This window comes from Pseudomonas sp. F9001 (assembly GCF_013385435.1).
In the GTDB taxonomy this organism is placed as follows: Bacteria; Pseudomonadota; Gammaproteobacteria; order Pseudomonadales; family Pseudomonadaceae; genus Aquipseudomonas.
In genome coordinates this window covers 66,751-86,677 of record NZ_JACAPX010000037.1, presented here as the reverse complement: position 1 = coordinate 86,677, position 19,927 = coordinate 66,751, and the positions used below count along the sequence as shown (strand labels likewise).

The 19,927-nt window shown below is 62.6% G+C and carries 18 protein-coding genes; 5 read left to right on the top strand and 13 right to left on the bottom strand.

The window, feature by feature from the left end; translation table 11 throughout:
- Positions 1-2 precede the first annotated feature (2 nt).
- Both HX818_RS27470 and HX818_RS27465 read right to left on the bottom strand, forming a co-directional pair.
- On the bottom strand, positions 3-1,973 hold the full coding sequence (locus tag HX818_RS27470; protein WP_177021072.1) for a MacB family efflux pump subunit: 1,971 nt from the start codon (positions 1,971-1,973) through the stop codon (positions 3-5).
- Entirely contained in the window at positions 1,974-3,146 is a 1,173-nt protein-coding gene (locus tag HX818_RS27465) for an efflux RND transporter periplasmic adaptor subunit (protein ID WP_177021071.1), read from the bottom strand. It abuts the gene before it with no gap.
- 221 nt (positions 3,147-3,367) lie between these two features.
- On the opposite strand from HX818_RS27465, the gene HX818_RS27460 reads away from it, so the two are divergent.
- The 4 genes from HX818_RS27460 to HX818_RS27445 all read left to right on the top strand — a co-directional run bounded on the left by HX818_RS27460 (position 3,368) and on the right by HX818_RS27445 (position 7,482).
- A complete protein-coding gene (locus HX818_RS27460) occupies positions 3,368-3,898 on the top strand; it encodes a sigma-70 family RNA polymerase sigma factor (RefSeq protein ID WP_371315631.1) in 531 nt (176 codons plus the stop codon).
- A gap of 127 nt (positions 3,899-4,025) precedes the next feature.
- A complete protein-coding gene (locus tag HX818_RS27455; RefSeq protein ID WP_003208565.1) occupies positions 4,026-5,363 on the top strand; it encodes a lysine N(6)-hydroxylase/L-ornithine N(5)-oxygenase family protein in 1,338 nt (445 codons plus the stop codon).
- Between the two features lie 68 nt (positions 5,364-5,431).
- The gene (locus HX818_RS27450; RefSeq protein ID WP_177021070.1) at positions 5,432-6,652 is read left to right on the top strand and encodes a putative DNA modification/repair radical SAM protein; all 1,221 of its coding nucleotides are present in this window, start codon (positions 5,432-5,434) and stop codon (positions 6,650-6,652) included.
- Positions 6,649-7,482: a TIGR03915 family putative DNA repair protein gene (locus tag HX818_RS27445; protein WP_003208569.1), complete on the top strand. Its 834-nt coding sequence runs from the start codon at positions 6,649-6,651 to the stop codon at positions 7,480-7,482. Before HX818_RS27450 ends, HX818_RS27445 begins: the two co-directional genes overlap by 4 nt.
- A gap of 119 nt (positions 7,483-7,601) precedes the next feature.
- On the opposite strand, the gene HX818_RS27440 is transcribed toward HX818_RS27445, so the two are convergent.
- From HX818_RS27440 to ctlX, 7 genes are all read right to left on the bottom strand, one after another.
- Positions 7,602-8,099: an Lrp/AsnC family transcriptional regulator gene (locus HX818_RS27440; protein ID WP_003208571.1), complete on the bottom strand. Its 498-nt coding sequence runs from the start codon at positions 8,097-8,099 to the stop codon at positions 7,602-7,604.
- 12 nt (positions 8,100-8,111) lie between these two features.
- Entirely contained in the window at positions 8,112-8,957 is an 846-nt protein-coding gene (locus HX818_RS27435; protein WP_256344069.1) for an ABC transporter ATP-binding protein, read from the bottom strand.
- 3 nt (positions 8,958-8,960) lie between these two features.
- Positions 8,961-9,674: an ABC transporter permease gene (locus HX818_RS27430; protein ID WP_003208574.1), complete on the bottom strand. Its 714-nt coding sequence runs from the start codon at positions 9,672-9,674 to the stop codon at positions 8,961-8,963.
- Entirely contained in the window at positions 9,671-10,372 is a 702-nt protein-coding gene (locus HX818_RS27425; protein WP_063028536.1) for an ABC transporter permease, read from the bottom strand. The genes HX818_RS27430 and HX818_RS27425 overlap by 4 nt, the downstream gene beginning before the upstream one ends.
- 160 nt (positions 10,373-10,532) lie before the next feature.
- Entirely contained in the window at positions 10,533-11,312 is a 780-nt protein-coding gene (locus HX818_RS27420; RefSeq protein ID WP_003212870.1) for an ABC transporter substrate-binding protein, read from the bottom strand.
- Between the two features lie 356 nt (positions 11,313-11,668).
- Positions 11,669-12,715, bottom strand: a complete 1,047-nt coding sequence (locus tag HX818_RS27415; protein WP_003212869.1) for an ornithine cyclodeaminase — start codon at positions 12,713-12,715, stop codon at positions 11,669-11,671.
- A gap of 11 nt (positions 12,716-12,726) precedes the next feature.
- Positions 12,727-13,653: a citrulline utilization hydrolase CtlX gene (ctlX, locus tag HX818_RS27410; protein ID WP_063028542.1), complete on the bottom strand. Its 927-nt coding sequence runs from the start codon at positions 13,651-13,653 to the stop codon at positions 12,727-12,729.
- A 284-nt stretch (positions 13,654-13,937) separates the two neighbouring features.
- On the opposite strand from ctlX, the gene HX818_RS27405 reads away from it, so the two are divergent.
- Positions 13,938-14,834 carry a GNAT family acetyltransferase gene (locus HX818_RS27405; RefSeq protein WP_177021069.1) on the top strand — a complete coding sequence of 299 codons (897 nt, stop codon included), beginning with the start codon at positions 13,938-13,940 and terminating at the stop codon, positions 14,832-14,834.
- 152 nt (positions 14,835-14,986) lie between these two features.
- On the opposite strand, the gene HX818_RS27400 is transcribed toward HX818_RS27405, so the two are convergent.
- The 4 genes from HX818_RS27400 to HX818_RS27385 form a co-directional block, all read right to left on the bottom strand.
- Positions 14,987-16,006, bottom strand: a complete 1,020-nt coding sequence (locus HX818_RS27400; RefSeq protein ID WP_003212864.1) for a branched-chain amino acid aminotransferase — start codon at positions 16,004-16,006, stop codon at positions 14,987-14,989.
- A 195-nt stretch (positions 16,007-16,201) separates the two neighbouring features.
- On the bottom strand, positions 16,202-17,581 hold the full coding sequence (gene lpdA / locus HX818_RS27395) for a dihydrolipoyl dehydrogenase (RefSeq protein ID WP_177021068.1): 1,380 nt from the start codon (positions 17,579-17,581) through the stop codon (positions 16,202-16,204).
- Positions 17,582-17,584: 3 nt separating this feature from the next.
- The gene (locus HX818_RS27390; RefSeq protein ID WP_177021067.1) at positions 17,585-18,868 is read right to left on the bottom strand and encodes a dihydrolipoamide acetyltransferase family protein; all 1,284 of its coding nucleotides are present in this window, start codon (positions 18,866-18,868) and stop codon (positions 17,585-17,587) included.
- Positions 18,869-19,927 (bottom strand): alpha-ketoacid dehydrogenase subunit beta, encoded by a 1,059-nt coding sequence (locus tag HX818_RS27385; protein ID WP_003212859.1) that lies wholly within the window; start codon positions 19,925-19,927, stop codon positions 18,869-18,871. It lies immediately after the preceding gene.

Sequence of the window (19,927 nt, the reverse complement as noted above, 5' to 3'; positions counted from 1 at the left end):
GATCATTCACTGGTAAGGGCCTTGACCGGGTCAAGTCGAGCGGCTTTGCGGGCCGGCATGAAACCGAAGATAACGCCGGTGACCAGGGCGCAGAAGAAGGCCCCCACGGCGGCCGGAATCGAGAACGCGACGGCCACGTTGCTGAGGATCAGCACGCCGCCCACCAGCAGGGCGAGGCCGATGCCGGTGACGCCGCCGACCACAGAGAGCATCACCGCTTCAGTGAGGAACTGGCGCAGGATGTCCCGCTGCCGCGCCCCGGTGGCCATGCGAATGCCGATTTCCCGGGTGCGTTCACGTACGGTCATCAGCATGATATTCATCACCCCGATACCTCCCACCAGCAGCGAAATCGCGGCAATCGAGCCGAGCATCAGTGACAAGGTGTTCTGGGTGCGTGCCTCGGCCTGGATCATCGCGGCATTGTTGGTCAGTTCAAAGTCGTGCTTGCCGTTGTGCAGGCGCAGCAACAACTGATTGATAGCCTGTTCGGCGTCGTGCACGTTGCGCGCGTCGGTGGCGGCAATCACTACGTATTCGGGGTTATAGCTGCCGAACAAGCGCACGCTGGCGGCAGAGTAGGGGATGGCGATACGGTCGTCGCTGTCTTTGTCGCCGGAGCTGGCGCCTTTTTCGGCGAGCACACCGACCACCTGGAATGGAACGTTTTCGATCAGGATGTATTGCCCGATCGGGTCGGTCACATCCTTGAACAGCTTGTCGCGTACCCGTTTGCCGATCACTGCCACTGTGGCTCCGGCGCGCTCGTCGGCCTCGGTGAAGTAACTCCCCTCGACCACTGGCCAGTTGAAAATGGCCGGGAAATTGGTGTCATTGCCCCCGACATACGCCATATGGTCGACGTTGCCAAAGCGAACGCCGGCCTCTGCGCCGTTCACCGGCATGATGCGCTTGACCTGAGGCAGGGCCGCCAGGGCGGCCACGTCGTTGAGGGTGATCACGCCGGGTGGTGTGCGCGGGTTGGGCGCCGACCCGCTGACGTAGAGGATATTGGAGCCGAAAGCGCCCATCTGCGCCATCACCTGGCGCTTGCTGCCTTCGCCCACCGCCAGCATCACCACCACCGACGCCACGCCGATGATGATCCCCAGCAGCGTCAGCGCCGTGCGAAAACGGTTGATCCACATCACCCGCCACGCGGCTTGCACGGCATCCAGCAGCTCGGCTTTCCAGGCGCCGTTGTGCTCGGCGCCGTCGGCCAGGCGCTGGCGCAGGTCCACGGCTTGCAACGCGCCGGAGATGGCCACGGGGGGCGTCTCGCTGGTCTCGGCAGAGTCGCTGATGATCAGCCCGTCGCGGATCTCGATGATGCGATTGGCCCGCGCCGCGACTTCGCGGTCGTGGGTGATCAGGATGACCACGTGGCCCTGGCTGGCCAGTTCGTCCAGCAGGGTCATGACCTCGGCGCCGCTGTGGCTGTCGAGGGCGCCGGTGGGTTCGTCGGCGAGGATGATATGCCCGCCGTTCATCAACGCCCGGGCAATCGACACCCGCTGTTGCTGGCCGCCGGAAAGCTGGTGCGGGCGGTTGCCGGTGCGCTCGGCCAGGCCCAGGCGCGTGAGCAGGGCCTTGGCGCGGGCATGGCGTTCGGCGGCGCTGATACCGGCATAGATCGCCGGCATCTCGACGTTTTCCTGGGCCGAGCCGGATGGGATCAGGTGATAGCCCTGGAACACGAAACCGAAGGCCTCGCGGCGCAGCCAGGCGAGTTCGTCGCTGTCGAGCCGGGCGACGTTTTCCCCGGCGAACAGGTAGTCGCCCTCGGTGGGGCGGTCGAGGCAGCCGAGGATATTCATCAGCGTGGATTTGCCGGAGCCGGAGGCGCCGACAATCGCCACGAATTCCCCGGCATGGATCGCCAGGTCGATGCCGCGGAGCACATCAACCTGCGGCGTGTCGCCGCCGCCGTAGGATTTGCGGATGCCCTTGAGTTCGATCAGTGGGGTCGACATTCAACCTCCGCTGCCATCGGCCGGGCCGATCAGCAGGTGATCGCCTTCGTTCAGGCCTTCCAGCACCTGGACTCGCAGGCGGTCGCTGAGGCCCAGGCGGATTTCGCGTTGCTCGATGCTGCCGTTTTTCGCCACCACGCGGGCGATCTGTTTGTCGCCGCCGAGGCTGCCTTGCAGGGCGGCGACCGGCGCGGTCAGGGTGTCCCTGGCCTGGCCGGCGACGAAGAATACCTGGGCGGTCATTTCCGCCATCAAGGCGTTATCGGTGTTGTCGACGTCCAGCAGCACCGTGTAAAGCACCACTCGCCCGGTGCCGCTTTTGCTGGCGCTGCTCGGGCTGCCACCGCCCTGGCTGGTTTCGTTGAGCGGCTTGGGCGGGATCGGCAAAATCTGCCGTACGGTGCTGGTCCAGCGCCGGCTGCCGCCGCTCAGGGTGGTGAAGTAGGCCGTCATGCCGGGTTTGACATGGCCGATGTCGGCTTCCGAGACTTCGGCCCATACGGTCATCGGCGAAAGCTTGGCGATCCGCAGGATCAGCGGGGTTTGCTGCTGGGCGTTGAGTGTCTGGCCTTCCCGGGCGTCCACCGCGACCACGGTGCCGCTCATCGGCGCATAAATGCGCGTGTAGCCCAACTCTGCCTCGTCACTGCGCAGGCTGGCCTTGGCCTGTCGGATCTGCGCCAGGAACATGTCGACCCGCGCCTGGGTGGCGCTCAGCTCGGCCTTGGCAGTTTGCACGTCTTCTTCCCGGGTGGCGTTACCGGCTTCCAGGCGTTGCTGGCGCTGATACTTCTGGCGAGCCAGTTCGTGCTGGGCTCGTTGCTCCTGCAACTGGGCCTGCAGGTTCTCGATGGCGTAGCGGCTGGCGTCGAGCTTGGCTTTTTGCGTGGAGGGGTCGATCTCTACCAGCAATTGGCCTTCCTTGACCTGGGCACCGGCCTCGACGTGAATCTTCTGGATCTGTCCGGACGCTTGGGCGCCCACGTCGACGTAGCGCCGGGGTTGCAGGGTGCCCAGGGCCGTGACGCTGCTTTCGATATCGCCCCGGGTCACGGTGACGGTCGCCAGCTTGTCCCGGCCCGACGGCAGGACCTGCCAGGCTGCTAAAGCGATGATGGGGATGAGGCACGCGACCACAAGCAGGGCGCGTCGGGCAGGTCGAGGACGTTTCATGCACAGTTCCAGCCAGGAAAGATCGGCCCGCAGGAGCGGGAAGCTGACAGGTAGACGAGGAAATTGTCCGGGGATTTAGGCCGTTACATATGCCGTTACAGGTGTGTCAGGCAAAATAATTGGCCGGCGTTGCAAGTCTTGTTTAAAACTAGATGAGAATTACTATAAATTACACGTACTTCAAACTGCCATCATCGGGCTGCGTCACCGAATCGGCCGTTATCTTCGTATTCAAAGGACCTAATGCCGCCTCCAGGCGGTCGGGAGTCATGTTGGAAAACTACTATCGCGAGCTGGTGTGTTTCCTCAACGCCAAGCTGGGCAACCGTCAGGTGGCCGAAGATGTGGTGCATGACGCTTATGTGCGGGTGCTGGGGCGTGCCAGTGAGGTCCCGATCGAGCAGCCCCGGGCGTTTCTCTATCGCACGGCGCTGAACCTGGTGATCGACGGTCATCGGCGCAACGCCCTGCGCCAGGATGAACCCCTGGAAGTACTCGACAGCGAGGAGCGTTTTTCGCTGTCTTCGCCCCATCACTGCCTGGACCACGGCCAGCGCCTGGAAATGCTTGAGCGCGCGCTGGCCGAGCTGCCGGCGCTCTGCCGTGACAGTTTCCTGTTGCGCAAGCTCGACGGCCTGTCCCACCTGCAAATCGCCGAGCGCCTGGGTATTTCCCGCGCGCTGGTGGAAAAACACATCGTCAATGCCATGAAGCATTGCCGGGCGCGCATGCGTGAGTGGGATGCGCACTGATTCCAGCGTTAGCTAAATTTTATTTCATTGTCCTCGTCTCCTATCAACACACGACCTGTTGCTGTGCCTTCAGGTCTCTGAGGCTTTCCCGCCCCACTGCCACGGGGCTTATCCAGAGGACACTGGAATGACACAGGCAATTGCATCGCCCGCCGTTCACGACCTGATCGGTATCGGGTTCGGCCCTTCGAACCTGGCGCTGGCCATCGCCCTGCAGGAACGCGAGAAAGCCCAGGGCAAACTGGACGTGCTGTTCCTCGACAAACAGGCCGACTACCGCTGGCACGGCAACACCCTGGTCACCCAGAGTGAATTGCAGATTTCCTTCCTCAAGGACCTGGTGACCCTGCGCAATCCCACCAGCCCTTATTCCTTCGTCAATTACTTGAAAGCCCACGGGCGCCTGGTGGATTTCATCAACCTGGGTACCTTCTATCCGTGCCGCATGGAGTACAACGACTACCTGCGCTGGGTTTCCGGGCAGTTCCAGGCGCAAAGCCGCTACGGCGAGGAAGTGCTGGCCATCGAGCCGATCCTGCATCAGCAGCAGGTAGAGGCGCTGCGGGTGATTTCCCGGGACGCCCAGGGTGAACAGCACGTGCGCACCACCCGCTCGGTGGTGGTCAGCGCCGGTGGTACGCCGCGTATTCCGGCGTCGTTCAAGGCGCTCAAGGATGACGGTCGGGTGTTCCATCACTCCCAGTACCTGGAACGCATGGCCCAGCAACCGTGTGTCGACGGCAAGCCGATGCGCATCGCGATCATCGGTGGTGGCCAGAGCGCAGCCGAGGCGTTTATCGACCTCAACGACAGCTTCCCGTCGGTGCAGGTCGACATGATCCTGCGCGGCTCGGCCCTCAAGCCTGCGGATGACAGCCCGTTCGTCAACGAAGTGTTCTCGCCGGAGTTCACCGACCTGGTGTTCCAGCAGAACGGCAGCGAGCGCGAGCGCCTGGTCAACGAATACCACAACACCAACTATTCGGTGGTGGACCTGGACCTGATCGAGCGCATCTACGGGATCTTCTACCGCCAGAAAGTCTCCGGCATTGCCCGTCACGCGTTCCGTACCCTGACCACCGTGGAAAAAGCCACGGCCGGGCCGCTGGGTGTGGAGTTGGCGCTGCGCAACAACGCCACCGGCGAAACCAGCCTCAACCATTACGATGCCGTCGTACTGGCCACCGGTTACGAGCGCCAGATGCATCGTCAGTTGCTCGCACCGTTGGCCGACTATATGGGCGACTTTGAAGTCAGCCGCGACTACCGCATCGTCACCGACGAGCGCTGCAAGGCCGGCATCTACATGCAGGGCTTCAGCCAGGCCAGCCATGGCCTGAGCGATACCTTGCTGTCGATCCTGCCGATCCGTGCCGACGAGATTGCTGCGTCGCTGTACGAACATGACCGCAGCCGCGGCAAGAGCCGTTCGGTGCAGGACGTGTTGCTGGCCACCGCCAGCTGACAGGCTGCACTTGAACCGCGGGGGCGGCTGCTGATACTGTACAAAAAACCAGTATCGGTAGAAGCCCCATGCAGTTGATCGAAAAACTCAGCATCCTCGCCGACGCCGCCAAGTACGACGCGTCCTGCGCCAGCAGCGGCGCGCCCCAGCGCAGCTCGGAAGGCAAGGCGGGGCTGGGCTCCACCGATGGCATGGGCATCTGCCACAGCTACACGCCCGACGGTCGCTGCGTGTCGTTGCTCAAGGTGCTGCTGACCAACTTCTGCCTCTACGATTGCCAATACTGCGTCAACCGCCGCTCCAGCGACGTGCCCCGTGCACGCTTCAGCCCGGAGGAGGTGGTGACCCTGACCCTCGACTTTTACCGGCGCAACTGCGTCAGCGGGCTGTTTCTCAGCTCCGGCATCATCCGTTCGGCCGACTACACCATGGAGCAGCTGGTGCGGGTCGCCAAACTCCTGCGCGAAGAGCATGACTTTCGCGGCTACATCCACCTCAAGACCATTCCCGAAGCCGACCCGGCACTGATTGCCGAGGCGGGGCGGTATGCCGATCGCCTCAGCGTGAATATCGAGTTGCCAACGGACAAGAGCCTGCAAACCCTGGCGCCCGAGAAGCAGATCGTCTCGATCAAGCAGGCCATGCAAACCATCTATACCGGTGAGCAGACGGTGCTCAACGAACCCCGCGCGCCGCGTTTCGCGCCGGCCGGGCAGAGCACGCAGATGATCGTCGGTGCCGATGACACCGACGACAGCACCATCCTCCACAGCGCCGAGGCGTTGTACGGCAATTTCAAACTGCGCCGGGTGTATTACTCGGCGTTCAGCCCGATCCCCAACAGCCCGAAAAGCGTGCCCCTGGCCGCGCCGCCGCTGATGCGCGAGCACCGCTTGTACCAGGCGGATTTCCTGTTGCGCAGCTACGGGTTCAGCGCCAATGAACTGTTTGAAGGGCCGGGCGACCTGGCCCTGGATATCGACCCCAAGCTGGCCTGGGCGCTGGAGCACCGCGAGGTGTTCCCGCTGGACTTGAACCGGGCCGAGCCGACGCTTATTGCGCGCATTCCCGGAATTGGCCTGCGCACCACCCAGCGGCTGGTGGACCTGCGTCGCCAGCGCAAGATCCGCTTCGAAGACCTGGCGCGCATGCGGTGTGTGCTGACCAAGGCCAAGCCGTTTTTCATCACCAGCGACTACCACCCGCAGCAAGCGGAAAGCACCAGCGTGCTGCTGCGCGAACAACTGCGCGACCGCCCGCAGCCGCAGCAAATGGGGCTGTGGGGATGATCAGCCTGGAATGCGACAACCTGTTCAGCACCTGGCGCGAGCAGGCGCGCTGGTTGCTCAGCCATCAGATCGACCCCAGCCACGTGAGTTGGGGCGTGGCCGAGGTGGCGGACCTGTTTGCCACCGACGAGCAGTACCCGGCCGAGTGCGGGCCGTTCCAGGCGCGGATTCCCAAGGCGCTGCTGGAGCTGCTGGAGTCTGCCGCGTGTTATCACGGTGAACAGCGCTGGAGCCTGTTGTATGAGGTGCTGTGGCGCGTCAGCCATGGGGACCGCACGGCGATGATGTCGGGGGACAAGCTGGGCAGCGAATTGCAGCGGCGGATCAAGCAGGTGCAGCGCGAGGCCCATCACCTGCATGCGTTTGTGCGGTTTATCGCATTGCCGGCAGAGGCGGGGCCGCAGTTGCCGGAGTACGTGGCGTGGCATGAGCCGGCCCACGATATCTTGAAGGTGGCCAGCCAGCATTTTGTCGGGCGCATGGGGCGTCATCGCTGGATGATCGCCACGCCCCTGGATGGGGTTTATTACGACGGGGAGCAGTTGATTCACCAGCGGCAATGCCCGGTGGAATGGCAGGCGTTGGCGCAGAATGTCGAGGATCCCCACAGTGCGATGTGGTTGACGTACTACAGCCATATCTTTAACCCGGCGCGGTTGAATCCGAAGGTGATGGAAGGGCATTTGCCGAGCCGGTTCTGGAAGAATCTGCCGGAGGGCAAGTTGATTCCGGGACTGATCAGCGAGGCGCGTACGGGCAAGCAGCGGGATGGGCAGGCGAAGATGATTGGGGCGCGTCCAGGCAAGCGAATTTCAAGCGGGCACGGTTAAATGTGGGAGCGGGCTTGCTCGCGAATGCGGTGTGTCAGCAGCACATCCAGCGACTGATACACCGCATTCGCGAGCAAGCCCGCTCCCACATTTGATCTCTATTGCCTGTAGGGGCGGGTTCAGGCCAGTTCGGTGGCGGTGTTTTTTACGACCGCCAGCTCGGGATGCGCCACCAATTTATCGATGTGCAATTCATCATTGTTCAGCCAGGTTTCCGTCAGCACGCGGTAGTGCTCCATGTCCCGGCAGCGCATGCGCAGGCTGTAGTCGAACGGCCCGCTGATCAACTGGCACTCGAACACTTGCGGGCAGGCTTTGACACATGCCTCGAACGCCTTCTGCGCCGAGCGCCCGCTCTGGTTGGAGAGGGCCACCAGCACCAGCAGTGACAGCCCCGGCGAGACCATCTGCACGTCGATGATCGCCCCATAACCCCGGATGACCCCGCGTCGTTCCAGCTTGCGTACCCGTTCCAGGCACGGCCTGGGCGTCAGGTGCACCAGCGACGAGAGTTTTTCGTAGGTGATGCGTCCCTGGTGCCGTAACACGTCGATGATGGCTTCATCGATGCGGTCCAGCACAGGTGAGGCGTTCGGTCCGGTGGCCTTGGTATCCATGGTGTGTGGTGTTCACTTCAATCGGTTGGAAAGAAATTGCTGCAAGCGTTCGCTGTTCGGCTGGTCGAGGATATCCGCTGCGCCTTGTTCCTCGACGCGGCCCTGATGCAGGAACAGCACTTGGCTGGACACCTGGCGGGCAAAGCCCATTTCGTGGGTGACCATGAGCATGGTACGACCTTCCTCCGCCAACGTCTGTATGACTTTGAGCACTTCTCCTACAAGTTCAGGGTCGAGGGCCGAAGTGGGTTCGTCGAACAGAATGATCTCCGGTTCCATCGCCAGGGCCCGGGCGATGGCCACGCGCTGTTGCTGGCCGCCGGAGAGGAATGCCGGGTATTGGTCCGCCACCCGGCCCGGCAGGCCGACCTTGTCGAGGTACAGGCGTGCGCGTTTTTCCGCCTCGGCGGCGCTCACCCCCAGCACCCGGCGCGGCGCCATGGTGATGTTTTCCAGCACGGTCATGTGGCTCCACAGGTTGAAGTGCTGGAACACCATGGCCAGGCGGGTGCGCAGGTTCTGCAATTGCGCCTGGTGCGGCGCGCGCGTGCCGGCGCGGCCTTGCTGCATTTCGATGCTGATGCCATCAAGGGTGATAACCCCGGCGTCCGGCTGTTCGAGGAAGTTGATGCATCGCAGCATCGTGCTCTTGCCGGAGCCGCTGGCGCCGATCAGGCTGATCACGTCGCCGTTGCGCGCGTTCAGTGAAACGCCCTTGAGCACCTCATGCTCGCCATAGCGTTTGTGCAGGCCTTCGACCTGGAGTTTGACGTTGGCGTTTTCGGCCACGGCGACCGGCTGGGTAGCGGGGCGTACATCGGTGGGATAAGCGGCCAGGGCCTGCGCGGACTGATTCATGGGTTAGCCTCGGGTAGGAACAAGAAAACGCATCCAGCGACGTTCGGCCAGTCGAAACAGGCCCACCAGTGCAAAGGACAGCAGCATGTACAACAGGGCAGCGATGCCGAAGGCCTGGAACGTCAGGAACGTCTCGGCGTTGGCGTCGCGGGCCACCTTGAGGATGTCGGCAATGGTGGCGGTAAACGCCAGGGACGTGGCGTGCAGCATCAGGATCATTTCATTGCTGTAGGCCGGCAGTGCGCGACGCAGTGCGGCGGGCACTACCACAAACAGGTTCAGGCGCCAGCCATGCAGGCCGTAGGCCTTGGCGGCTTCGATCTCGCCGTGGGGGATGTTGCGAATCGCCCCGGCAAAGATTTCCACGGTGTAGGCGCACGTGTTCAGTACAAACGCCAGCAGCGTGCAGTTCAGTGCATTGCGAAAAAACTGGTTGAGCAGGGCGTTGTCCTGCACCACGTCCAGGCCGTAGAGGCCGGTGTAGCAAATCAGCAACTGGATATACAGCGGTGTGCCGCGAAACAGGTAGGTGTAGACCTCCACTGGCCAGCGAATCCAGAAGTGTTCCGACACCCGCGCGATCGCCAGCGGGATCGACAGGATGAAGCCCAGCACCACCGAGATAATGAACAGCCACAGGGTCATCGCCACCCCGGAAAAGCCGTTACCGTCGGTGAACAGGTAGGCCAGGCCGTATTGCTGGATCAGTTCGATCATCGCGCCATCCCCTTGATGCCCACGTTGTAGCGCCGTTCCAGGCGTTTGAAGATGCGGTTGGAGAGGGTGGTGATCACCAGGTACACCAGGCCCGCGAGGATCAGGAAATACAGCGGGTCATTGGTGGTCTTGCCGGCGTTTTGTGCGGCCTTGACCAGGTCTGACAGGCCGATGATCGACACCAGCGCGGTGGACTTGAGCAACACCAGCCAGTTGTTGCCCAGGCCCGGCAGGGCAAAGCGCATCAGTTGCGGGAACAGCACCAGGCGAAAGCGCTGCCAGCGGCTCAGGCCGTAGGCGGTGGCGGCTTCCAACTGGCCGGCCGGCACGCTGAGAATCGCCCCACGAAAGTTTTCGGTGAAGTACGCACCGTAGATAAACCCGAGGGTAATGACACCGGCGGTGAACGGGTCGATTTCGAAGTAGGCCCAGCCGAGCATTTCACTCAGGTCGTTCAGCCACAGTTGCAGGCTGTAGAAAATCAGCAGAATCAGCACCAGGTCCGGCACGCTGCGAATCAGCGTGGTGTAGAGCGTGGCCGGAACCCGCAGCAGCTTGACGCTGGAGAGCTTGGCGGCGGCGGCGATCAGTCCCAGGGACAGGCTCAGCAGCAGCGCCAGGAACGCCAGCTTGACCGTCATCCAGGCACCCTGGGCCAGCAGCGGGCCGAAGCCTTGCAAGTTGAGGAGTTCATTCATGGGAAGTATCTCGATGGGGCGCAGAGTTTTACTGTGGGAGCGAGCTTGTGTGGGAGCGGGCTTGCTCGCGAAGACAGCGTTTCAGTCAATACATGTGTGACTGACCCACCGCTTTCGCGAGCAAGCCCGCTCCCACACAAGCTCGCTCCCACATGAGGCGTCACTCGTTGTAGATATCCTGATCGCCGAAGTATTTCTTCTGGATCTGTGTGTAGGTGCCATCGGCCTGGACGGCGGCGATGCCTTTGTTGATCAGCTCCACCAGGTCTTTGTCGTTCTTGCGCAGGCCCATGGCGATGTCGAGCGGCAGGGTCGGGTCCTTGAAGGCCGGGCCGGTCTTGAAGTCGGCGCCTTCAGGTTTGGACAGGAAGTTGAGCTGGGCTTCAAGCTTGTCGGTCAGGGTGGCGTCGAGACGACCGTTTTGCAGGTCGGCGTAGTTCTGTTCCTGGGACTGGTACGCCTTGATCTGCGCGCCGAGCTTGGCCAGGTGCGCACGGGCGTAGGCTTCCTGCAGCGAGCCTTGCAGCACGCCGACCTGTTTGCCTTTCAGGGATTCGGGGGTGTCGCCGAAGTCGGCGCTTTTGCGGGTGATCACCGAGGTCGGGCTGAGGAACAGCCGGTCGCTGAAGTCGATGACTTTCTGGCGGGCCGGGGTCACGGCCATGGAGGACATGATGGCGTCGAACTTGCGGGCGCGCAGGGCCGGGATCATGCCGTCGAATTCGTTGTGGACCCACACGCATTTGACTTCCAGCTTGGCGCAGATGGCGTTGCCCAGGTCGATGTCGAAACCTTGCAGGCTGCCGTCGGCGGCGACGGATTCAAACGGTGGGTATTCGGGGAAAACCCCAAAGCGGATTTCTTTCCATTCCTGAGCCTGGGCAGCGGTTGCGGCCAATGGCAGGAGCAGCGCAGCGAAAAGTGATCGGAGCGGAGTCATGTGTATTCCCTATATTTTGTAATTGATGTCAGGGCAGTAGAAAACGGGACGCTAAGGTGAAGAGGCTTTTTGTGGCGAGGGAGCTTGCTCCCGCTGGGCTGCGCAGCGGCCCCAAAATCCCGGGAGCGCTACGCACTCCAGCGGGAGCAAGCTCCCTCGCCACATTGGGCTGTTTGTTGTCAGAGAGAATGCTTCAAGATGGTGCGTTTTTTGTGTCGTTTACCCCTGCCGCGGCGGGCGGAATGTGCTGTTAAAACGCGGATCACAGCGGAAACGGCTGCGGCACCCGCTGAATCGGCTTGTTGACCGGGTTTTTCCGGCCTGCCTTTCACGCAAAGCGGCAGGCCAGAGCGGTCTCAGGCGCGCTTTTTCTGCTGTGCCACCGGTGCTTGGGCCAGGCGGGCAAACAGGTCCTTGGGGTCGGCAAGGTCCGGCACCAGTTCCAGTTCGCTGCCCACGTCCAGCGCCTTGGCCACGTCCAGTACGTAACGCAGGGCGGAGTAGTCTTCGATGGCAAAACCTACCGAGTCGAACAGGGTGACCTGGCGCGCGTTTTCGCGGCCTGGCGCCTGGCCGTTGATCACTTGCCACAGCTCGGTGACCGGCGAATCTTCCGGCATGTGCTGGATTTCGCCTTCGATGCGGCTTTGTGGCTCGTACTCGACAATCACGCGGGCCCGTTCGACGATTCGTCGGTCCAGTTCGGTCTTGCCGGGGCAGTCGCCACCGACGGCATTCAGGTGCATGCCCGGTTCGATCATCTCGTCCGTGAGGATGGTGGCGTAGGCCTTGTCGGCGGTGACGGTGGTGACGATGTCGGCGCCTTTCACGGCTTCGGCCACGCTGCCTGCCAGGATCACCTTGATCGCCGGGAAGGCTTTGAGGTTGGCGGCCAGTTTGGCGGTGGCCTTGGCGTCGATGTCGAACAGGCGGATTTCAGTGATGCCCAGCATCGCGTGGAAGGCCAGGGCCTGGAACTCGCTCTGGGAGCCGTTGCCGATCAGCGCCATGCTGCGGCTGTTGTCCCGGGCCAGGTAGCGCGCCACCAGGGCCGAGGTGGCGGCCGTGCGGATCGCAGTGGTCAGGGTCATTTCCGCCAGCAGCACCGGTTTGCCGGTGTCCACATCACCCAGGGCGCCGAAGGCCATGACGGTGAGCATGCCGCTCTGGGTGTTTTTCGGGTGGCCGTTCACGTATTTGAAGGCGTACAGCGAGGCGTCGGACACCGGCATCAGCTCGATCACGCCCTCGGGCGAGTGGTTGGCCAGGCGCGCGCATTTTTCAAAGTCCTGCCAGCGCAGGTAGTCGGCGCGGATGTACTCGGCCATCTCGGTAATGCAGGTTTGCAGGCCTTTTTGCGAAACCAGGTAGCTCAAGTCGTTGACGTCGATATAGCGGGTCATGGGAAGACTCCTTATTGAAATGAGGGGCGGGCGGGCAGATGTACTTCCGCCAACATGCAGCGGGCACTGCCGCCGCCGATGCGTTCGATGTTGTCGATGTTCACCACCACCGGCCGGGTGTGGCGCTCCACATGCTGGCGCTGGGCGGGCTTGAGGGAGCCCCAGGCGCTGGCCGACATCACCAGCAGCGGCTGGCCGTCGCGGTCATGGACTTCGAGCATGTTGCCGGCGAAGGCTTCCAACTGGTCGAAGTCCAGGGCGACGATGTCTTTGCCGGTATCGCGCAGGGAGCGTTCAAGGGCCTGGCGCTCGTGGTCATCGGGCAGGGCTTGCAGGCACACCACGGAGAGGTCGCGGCCGACACTCATCATTACGTTGCTGTGGTAGATCGGCGCGTGGTGGCGGTCGACGGCGTGGAATACGCAGAGCTGGTAGTCGAGGCGTTCGGCGAACTGGCGCAGGGCGTCCTGATGGGTACGCCCGGAATGGCAGGCGTAGCTGATGCGGTGCTGGCGGTCGAGGACCATGCTGCCGGTGCCTTCGAGGAACATGTTCTGTTGTTCGAGGTGGCTGAAGTCGATGGTGTTGTGGATCGCGAAGCGTTGCTCCAGCACTTGCAGCACGCCTTTGTCGCGTTCCAGTCGTCGGTTCTGGCCTTCCATCGGGTACAGCACCAGGCTGCCATCGGCGTGGCTGCTCCACCAGTTGTTGGGGAAGATCGAGTCCGGGGTATGGGGAGCGGGGGTGTCTTGTACCACCAGCACTTCCACGCCGTGGTGGCGCAGGGTGTCGACGTAGCCGTCGAACTCTTCCAGCGCTTTCTGTTGTGCGGCCAATGGGTCGAGCGGCGCGCGCTGGAAGCGGTTGTTGATCGCGGTGTCCGGGTTGAAGGCGAAGTGCGCCGGGCGGATCATCAGGACAGTGTTGGTGGTTTGCATGGGGGCACGGGTCCATGGGTTGGGCAGTGAGGCTATTTTGTGCGGTGTGAAGGAAGAATCCCGGCTGAAGTGAGGGGGTGGCTCAGCCGGGAAAGCTGAAAAGTGGGGTGGGGCAGCCGAATCGGCTGTGGAGGTGAGTGGAGATCAAAATGTGGGAGCGGGCTTGCTCGCGAAAGCGGTGGGTCAGTTAATAAATTCGGTGGCTGATACACCGCCTTCGCGAGCAAGCCCGCTCCCACATTGGTATTGTGTTGCCTGAGGTTTTTTGTCTGGATGGAGAAACCATGCCCACTGAAGTTCGTCTCGCCCAAACTACCGATGCCGAGGGCATCAGCCAGGTCATCCTGGCGGCCCTGCATGACAGCAACGCCCGGGATTATCCGGCGGATGTGATTGCGCGGGTGGCGAGCAACTTTACTCCCGAGGCTGTCGTGGCGTTGCTCGCGCGTCGAACGGTGCTGGTGGCTGTTCAGGATGAGGTGATCGTTGCCACGGCGGCACTTGACGCCAATGTGGTGCGCTCGGTCTTCGTCAATCCGGCGCTGCAAGGGCAGGGCATCGGGCGCTTGCTGATGATTGAAATCGAGCTGCGCGCCCGGGAAGCCGGGGTGACCTTGTTGCATGTGCCGTCTTCGCTGACGGCCGAGCCGTTCTACACCAAGCTGGGTTTCCACACGGTGCGCGATGTCTACCATGGCAATGAACGCACGCTGGTGATGGAGAAGGCGTTGTCATCCCGCCATCCCATCGGCGTCTATCGCGATCGGGCCCATCGGGCGCAGGTGGTGGCGTTGTGGCAGGCGGCGTTTGGTTATGACGCGGCGCATAACCTGCCGAGCCTGGCGATCGACAAGAAGCTGGCGGTCAACGATGGGTTGTTCTTCGTGGCCACCGACAAGAAGGCGGTGATCGGCACTATCCTAGCCGGCTACGACGGGCATCGTGGCTGGTTGTATTCAGTGGCGGTGCACAACGACTATCGCCGCCAGGGCCTGGGCGCCTCGTTGGTGCGGCATGCGGAGCAGGCGTTGACGGCGCTGGGTTGCATGAAGATCAACCTGCAGATCACCAGTGGCAATGACGCGGTGATGGGGTTTTATGAGGCGCTGGGTTATGGCGCGGAGCCGCGGATCAGCATGGGCAAGAAGATCCTGGAAAACATCCCGACGGATAAAGCCTGAAGCCCGGTTTTCCAAACGCTGGAAACCAAATGTGGGAGCTGGCTTGCCTGCGATGGCGGTGGGTCAGTCAATAAACGTGTCGACTGATACTCCGCTATCGCAGGCAAGCCAGCTCCCACATTGGTTTTGTGGTGTTGCTGGCAGCCGGTTGCTTAGACCTTGACGATCCAGCCCTCAGGCGCTTCGACGTCGCCGGACTGTACGCCAGTCAGCTCTTTGTAGAGCTTCTGGGTGACCGGGCCGACTTCTTTTTCGCTGTAGAACACGTGCAGCTTGTCTTTGTACTCGATGCCGCCGATCGGGGTGATCACGGCGGCGGTGCCGCAGGCGCCGGCTTCCTTGAAGTCCGACAGCTTGTCGATCAGCACGTCGCCTTCAACCACTTCCAGGCCCAGGCGGGATTTTGCCAGCTCGATCAGCGACAGGCGGGTGATGCCTGGCAACACCGACGGCGAGTTCGGGGTGACGAACTTGTTGTCGTGGGTGATCCCGAAGAAGTTGGCCGAGCCGACTTCTTCGATCTTCGAGTGGGTGGCCGGGTCGAGGTAGATGCAGTCGGCGAAGTTGGCTTTTTTCGCCAGGGAACCGGGCATCAGGCTGGCGGCGTAGTTGCCACCGACCTTGGCGGCGCCGGTGCCGTTGGGAGCCGCACGGTCGTAGCCGGAGATCAGGAAGTTGTGCGGGGTCAGGCCGCCCTTGAAGTAGGCGCCGACCGGGATGCAGAAGATCGAGAAGATGAATTCCGGCGCGGTGCGCACGCCGATGTTGTCACCGGTGCCGATCACGAACGGGCGCAGGTACAGCGCGCCGCCGGTGCCGTACGGCGGGATGAACCGCTCGTTGGCGCGGACCACTTCCTTGCAGGCTTCGATGAAGGCGTCGGTCGGCACTTGTGGCATCAGCAGGCGGCCACAGCTGCGCTGCATGCGCGCAGCGTTCTGGTCGGGGCGGAACAGGTTGATCGAACCGTCCTTGCAGCGGTAGGCCTTGAGGCCTTCAAAGCATTGCTGGCCGTAGTGCAGGGCGGTGGAGCCCTCGCTGATGTGCAGCACGTTGTCGTCGGTCAGGGTGCCTTTTTGCCACTCGCCGTCTTTCCAGGTCTGGAGGAAACGCTTGTCGGTCTTGATGTAGTCAAAACCCAGCTTGTCCCAATTGATGCTTTCGTTACCCATGACACCCTCTATCTTTTGTCAACCGCCTGGTCGAAGGCAGGCTTATGGTTTATTTCTGGATGGGCGCAACAATACTTCATTCTTGGCTTGTGTGGGAGCGGGCTTGCTCGCGAATGCGGCGTGTCATTCGATGCATTCGGTGCTGATCCACCGCTTTCGCGAGCAAGCCCGCTCCCACATTTGAACTTCGCCATTTTATAGGTGCAATGCATGCCCCAGGGCCCGCAGGGCTGCTTCCTGTACCGCTTCGCCGAGGGTCGGGTGGGCGTGGATGGTGCCCGCCACGTCTTCCAGGCGTGAACCCATTTCCAGGCTCAGGCCGAAGGCCGTGGACAGTTCCGAGACGCCAACGCCTACCGCCTGCCAGCCGACGATCAGGTGATTGTCGCGGCGCGCCACTACCCGCACGAAGCCGGTTTTCGACTCCAGGGTCATGGCCCGGCCATTGGCGGCGAACGGGAAGCTCGACACGATGCAGTCCAGCCCGGCCGCCCTGGCTTCGTCCGGGGTCTTGCCGACCACTACCAGTTCCGGGTCGGTGAAGCACACCGCCGGGATCGCGGCCGGGTTGAATTCGCGGGATTTACCGCTGATCAGTTCGGCGACCATTTCGCCCTGGGCCATGGCCCGGTGGGCGAGCATCGGTTCACCGCTGAGGTCACCGATGGCCCACACATTGCGCATGCTGGTCTGGCAGCGGCTGTCGATCTTGATCGCCGAGCCGTTCATGTCCAGGTTCAAGGCTTCGAGGTTCCAGCCCTGGGTGTTGGGTTTGCGACCAACGGCAACCAGCACCTGGTCGGTTTCCAGCGACAGCGTCTCGCCGCTGGGGTCACGCACTTGCAGGGTGTTGTGCTCAAAACCGCTGACGCTGTGTTTCAGGAACACCTTCACCCCCAGTTGCTTCAGGGATTCGGCCACCGGTTGGGTCAGTTCGGCGTCGTAGGCCGGCAAAATCCGGTCCTGGGCCTCAACCACGCTGACCTCGGCACCGAGCTTGCGATAGGCAATCCCCAATTCCAGGCCAATGTAGCCGCCGCCCACCACGATCAAGCGTTTCGGGATGCGTTTCGGCGCCAGGGCTTCGGTGGAGGAGATGATCGGCCCGCCAATCGGCAGCATCGGCAGGTTGACACTTTTCGAGCCGGTGGCCAGCAACAGGTGTTCACACTGGATGCGCTGGTCGCCGACATCGACGGTCTTGCCGTCCACGACCTTGGCCCAGCCCTGGATGACCTGGACCTTGTGTTTTTTCAGCAGCGCGGCTACGCCGGTGGTCAGGCGGTCGACGATGCCGTCTTTCCATTCAACGCTTTTGCCGATGTCCAGGGTCGGCACATCGACTTCGATACCCAACGGCGAACCCTGGCTGTGGTGCACGGTTTGCTGGAACTGTTCGGCGACATGGATCAGCGCCTTGGACGGAATGCAGCCGATGTTCAGGCAGGTGCCGCCCAGCGATTGGCCTTCCACCAGGATGGTCGGGATGCCCAGCTGGCCGGCGCGAATCGCTGCCACGTAACCGCCAGGCCCACCGCCGATGATCAGCAGCGTGGTGTGCAATGTTTGAGACATGGGTTACTCCAGGAACAGGCTGGCGGGTTGTTCGAGCAGGCCACGGATGGCCTGGATGAATTGCGCCGCGTCCATGCCATCGACCACCCGGTGATCGAAGGAGCTGGAGAGGTTCATCATCTTGCGGATCACAATCTGGCCCTTGATCACCATCGGCCGCTCGACAATGCGGTTGACCCCGACGATGGCCACTTCCGGCAGGTTCAGCACCGGGGTGCTGACAATCCCGCCCAACGCACCGAGGCTGGTCAGGGTGATGCTCGAGCCCGACAGCTCATCGCGACTGGCCTTGCCATTGCGCGCCGCATTCGCCAAGCGATTGATTTCTTGCGCCGTGCCCCACAGGTCGCGGGCTTCGGCGTGACGCACCACCGGCACCATCAGGCCGACATCGCTCTGGGTGGCGACACCCACATGCACCGCGCCGAGGCGGGTGATGACCTGGGCTTCGTCGTCATAACGCGCGTTGATCTGCGGATAGTCGCGCAATGCGACGACCATGGCCCGCACCAGGAACGGCAGCAGGGTCAGCTTGCCGCGGGTAGCGCCGTGTTTCTCGTTGAGGTGCACGCGCAACTCATCGAGGGCCGTGACGTCGATCTCTTCCACATAGCTGAAATGCGCGGCGCGCCGGGTGGCGTCCTGCATGCGCTGGGCGATCTTGCGGCGCATGCCGATCACCGGGATTTGCTGCTCGTCGTTGCGTTCGGCGTACGGGTTGGAGGCCCCGGAATTTTTCGCCGGACCCTGGAGCAAGTAAGCGTCCAGATCTTCATGCAGAATCCGGCCGGCCGGGCCGGAGCCCTGGACCAGTCGTAGCTGGATGCCAGCATCCAGCGCATGTTTGCGCACGGCCGGGGAGGCCAGCGGGCGGTCATCGGCCTCGCGGGCCACGGGCGCTTGCGCAGCCGCCACCGCAGGTTTGGCTGCCGGCTTGGGTTCAACCACCGGCGCGGCCCTGGCTTCGACTTTTGGTGCAGGAGCCGGTGCAAGCGCGACCTCTTCAACCACCGCCGACAACGCCGACTCCCTGGTATTGCCCGCGCCTTCCACTTCGATACTGATCAAAACACTGCCCACCGCCATGACTTCCCCCGGCTCGCCGCCGAGGGAAATCACCTTGCCGTGCACCGGCGACGGAATGTCCACCATGGCCTTGTCGGTCATCACGTCCGCCAGCACCTGGTCTTCTACCACCAAGTCGCCGACCTTGACGTGCCATACCGACAATTCAACTTCTGCGATGCCTTCACCAATGTCCGGCATCTTGATAACGTGCGTGCCCATTCAGACCTCCATAACCCGATGCAAAGCCGCGCCCACACGGGTCGGGCCAGGGAAATACGCCCACTCTTGCGCATGGGGATACGGGGTATCCCAACCGGTGACGCGCTCGATCGGCGCTTCCAGGTAGTGGAAGCAATGCTCCTGCACCAGCGCCACCAGCTCGGCGCCGAACCCGCAGGTACGGGTGGCTTCGTGAACGATCACGCAGCGACGGGTTTTCTTCACGGAATTGACGATGGTTTCCAGGTCCAGCGGCCACAGGCTGCGCAGGTCGATGACTTCGGCGTCGATGCCGGTTTCTTCGGCGGCGACTTGCGACACATACACCGTGGTGCCGTAGGTGAGGATCGTCACGTCCTTGCCCGGGCGGGCGATGGCGGCCACATCCAGCGGCACGGTGTAGTAACCGTCCGGCACCTGCGCTTGCGGGTGTTTCGACCACGGGGTTACCGGGCGGTCGTGGTGGCCGTCGAACGGGCCGTTATACAGGCGCTTGGGTTCGAGGAAGATCACCGGGTCATCGTTTTCGATGGAGGCGATCAGCAGGCCCTTGGCGTCGTACGGATTGGACGGCATCACCGTGCGCAGGCCGCAGACCTGGGTGAACACCGCTTCAATACTCTGGCTGTGGGTCTGGCCGCCGTAGATGCCGCCGCCGCAGGGCATGCGCATGGTCAGCGGTGCAGTGAACTGGCCGGCCGAGCGATAACGCAGGCGGGCGGCTTCGGAAATGATCTGGTCGGTGGCGGGGTACACGTAGTCGGCGAACTGAATCTCGGCCACCGGCCGCAGGCCATAGGCGCCCATGCCGACCGCCACGCCGACGATCCCGCTTTCGGAGATCGGTGCGTCGAACACCCGCGAGGTGCCGTACTTGTTCTGCAGGCCTTCGGTGCAGCGGAACACACCGCCAAAGTAACCGACGTCCTGGCCGAACACCACCACATTGTCGTCTCGCTCAAGCATCACATCCATGGCCGAGCGCAAGGCCTGGATCATGGTCATGGTCGTGGTGGTCATGGCGGTTTCCAGCTCGATATTGTTGTTGTGATCGTTCAT

Bases quoted from the DNA above. Each gene is read 5' to 3' on its own strand.
- HX818_RS27470 (WP_177021072.1), bottom strand. From the start codon at position 1,973: ATGTCGACCCCACTGATCGAACTCAAGGGCATCCGCAAATCCTACGGC.
- HX818_RS27465 (WP_177021071.1), bottom strand. From the start codon at position 3,146: ATGAAACGTCCTCGACCTGCCCGACGCGCCCTGCTTGTGGTCGCGTGC.
- HX818_RS27455 (WP_003208565.1), top strand. From the start codon at position 4,026: ATGACACAGGCAATTGCATCGCCCGCCGTTCACGACCTGATCGGTATC.
- HX818_RS27450 (WP_177021070.1), top strand. From the start codon at position 5,432: ATGCAGTTGATCGAAAAACTCAGCATCCTCGCCGACGCCGCCAAGTAC.
- HX818_RS27445 (WP_003208569.1), top strand. From the start codon at position 6,649: ATGATCAGCCTGGAATGCGACAACCTGTTCAGCACCTGGCGCGAGCAG.
- HX818_RS27440 (WP_003208571.1), bottom strand. From the start codon at position 8,099: ATGGATACCAAGGCCACCGGACCGAACGCCTCACCTGTGCTGGACCGC.
- HX818_RS27435 (WP_256344069.1), bottom strand. From the start codon at position 8,957: ATGAATCAGTCCGCGCAGGCCCTGGCCGCTTATCCCACCGATGTACGC.
- HX818_RS27430 (WP_003208574.1), bottom strand. From the start codon at position 9,674: ATGATCGAACTGATCCAGCAATACGGCCTGGCCTACCTGTTCACCGAC.
- HX818_RS27425 (WP_063028536.1), bottom strand. From the start codon at position 10,372: ATGAATGAACTCCTCAACTTGCAAGGCTTCGGCCCGCTGCTGGCCCAG.
- HX818_RS27420 (WP_003212870.1), bottom strand. From the start codon at position 11,312: ATGACTCCGCTCCGATCACTTTTCGCTGCGCTGCTCCTGCCATTGGCC.
- HX818_RS27415 (WP_003212869.1), bottom strand. From the start codon at position 12,715: ATGACCCGCTATATCGACGTCAACGACTTGAGCTACCTGGTTTCGCAA.
- ctlX (WP_063028542.1), bottom strand. From the start codon at position 13,653: ATGCAAACCACCAACACTGTCCTGATGATCCGCCCGGCGCACTTCGCC.
- HX818_RS27405 (WP_177021069.1), top strand. From the start codon at position 13,938: ATGCCCACTGAAGTTCGTCTCGCCCAAACTACCGATGCCGAGGGCATC.
- HX818_RS27400 (WP_003212864.1), bottom strand. From the start codon at position 16,006: ATGGGTAACGAAAGCATCAATTGGGACAAGCTGGGTTTTGACTACATC.
- lpdA (WP_177021068.1), bottom strand. From the start codon at position 17,581: ATGTCTCAAACATTGCACACCACGCTGCTGATCATCGGCGGTGGGCCT.
- HX818_RS27390 (WP_177021067.1), bottom strand. From the start codon at position 18,868: ATGGGCACGCACGTTATCAAGATGCCGGACATTGGTGAAGGCATCGCA.
- HX818_RS27385 (WP_003212859.1), bottom strand. From the start codon at position 19,927: ATGAACGATCACAACAACAATATCGAGCTGGAAACCGCCATGACCACC.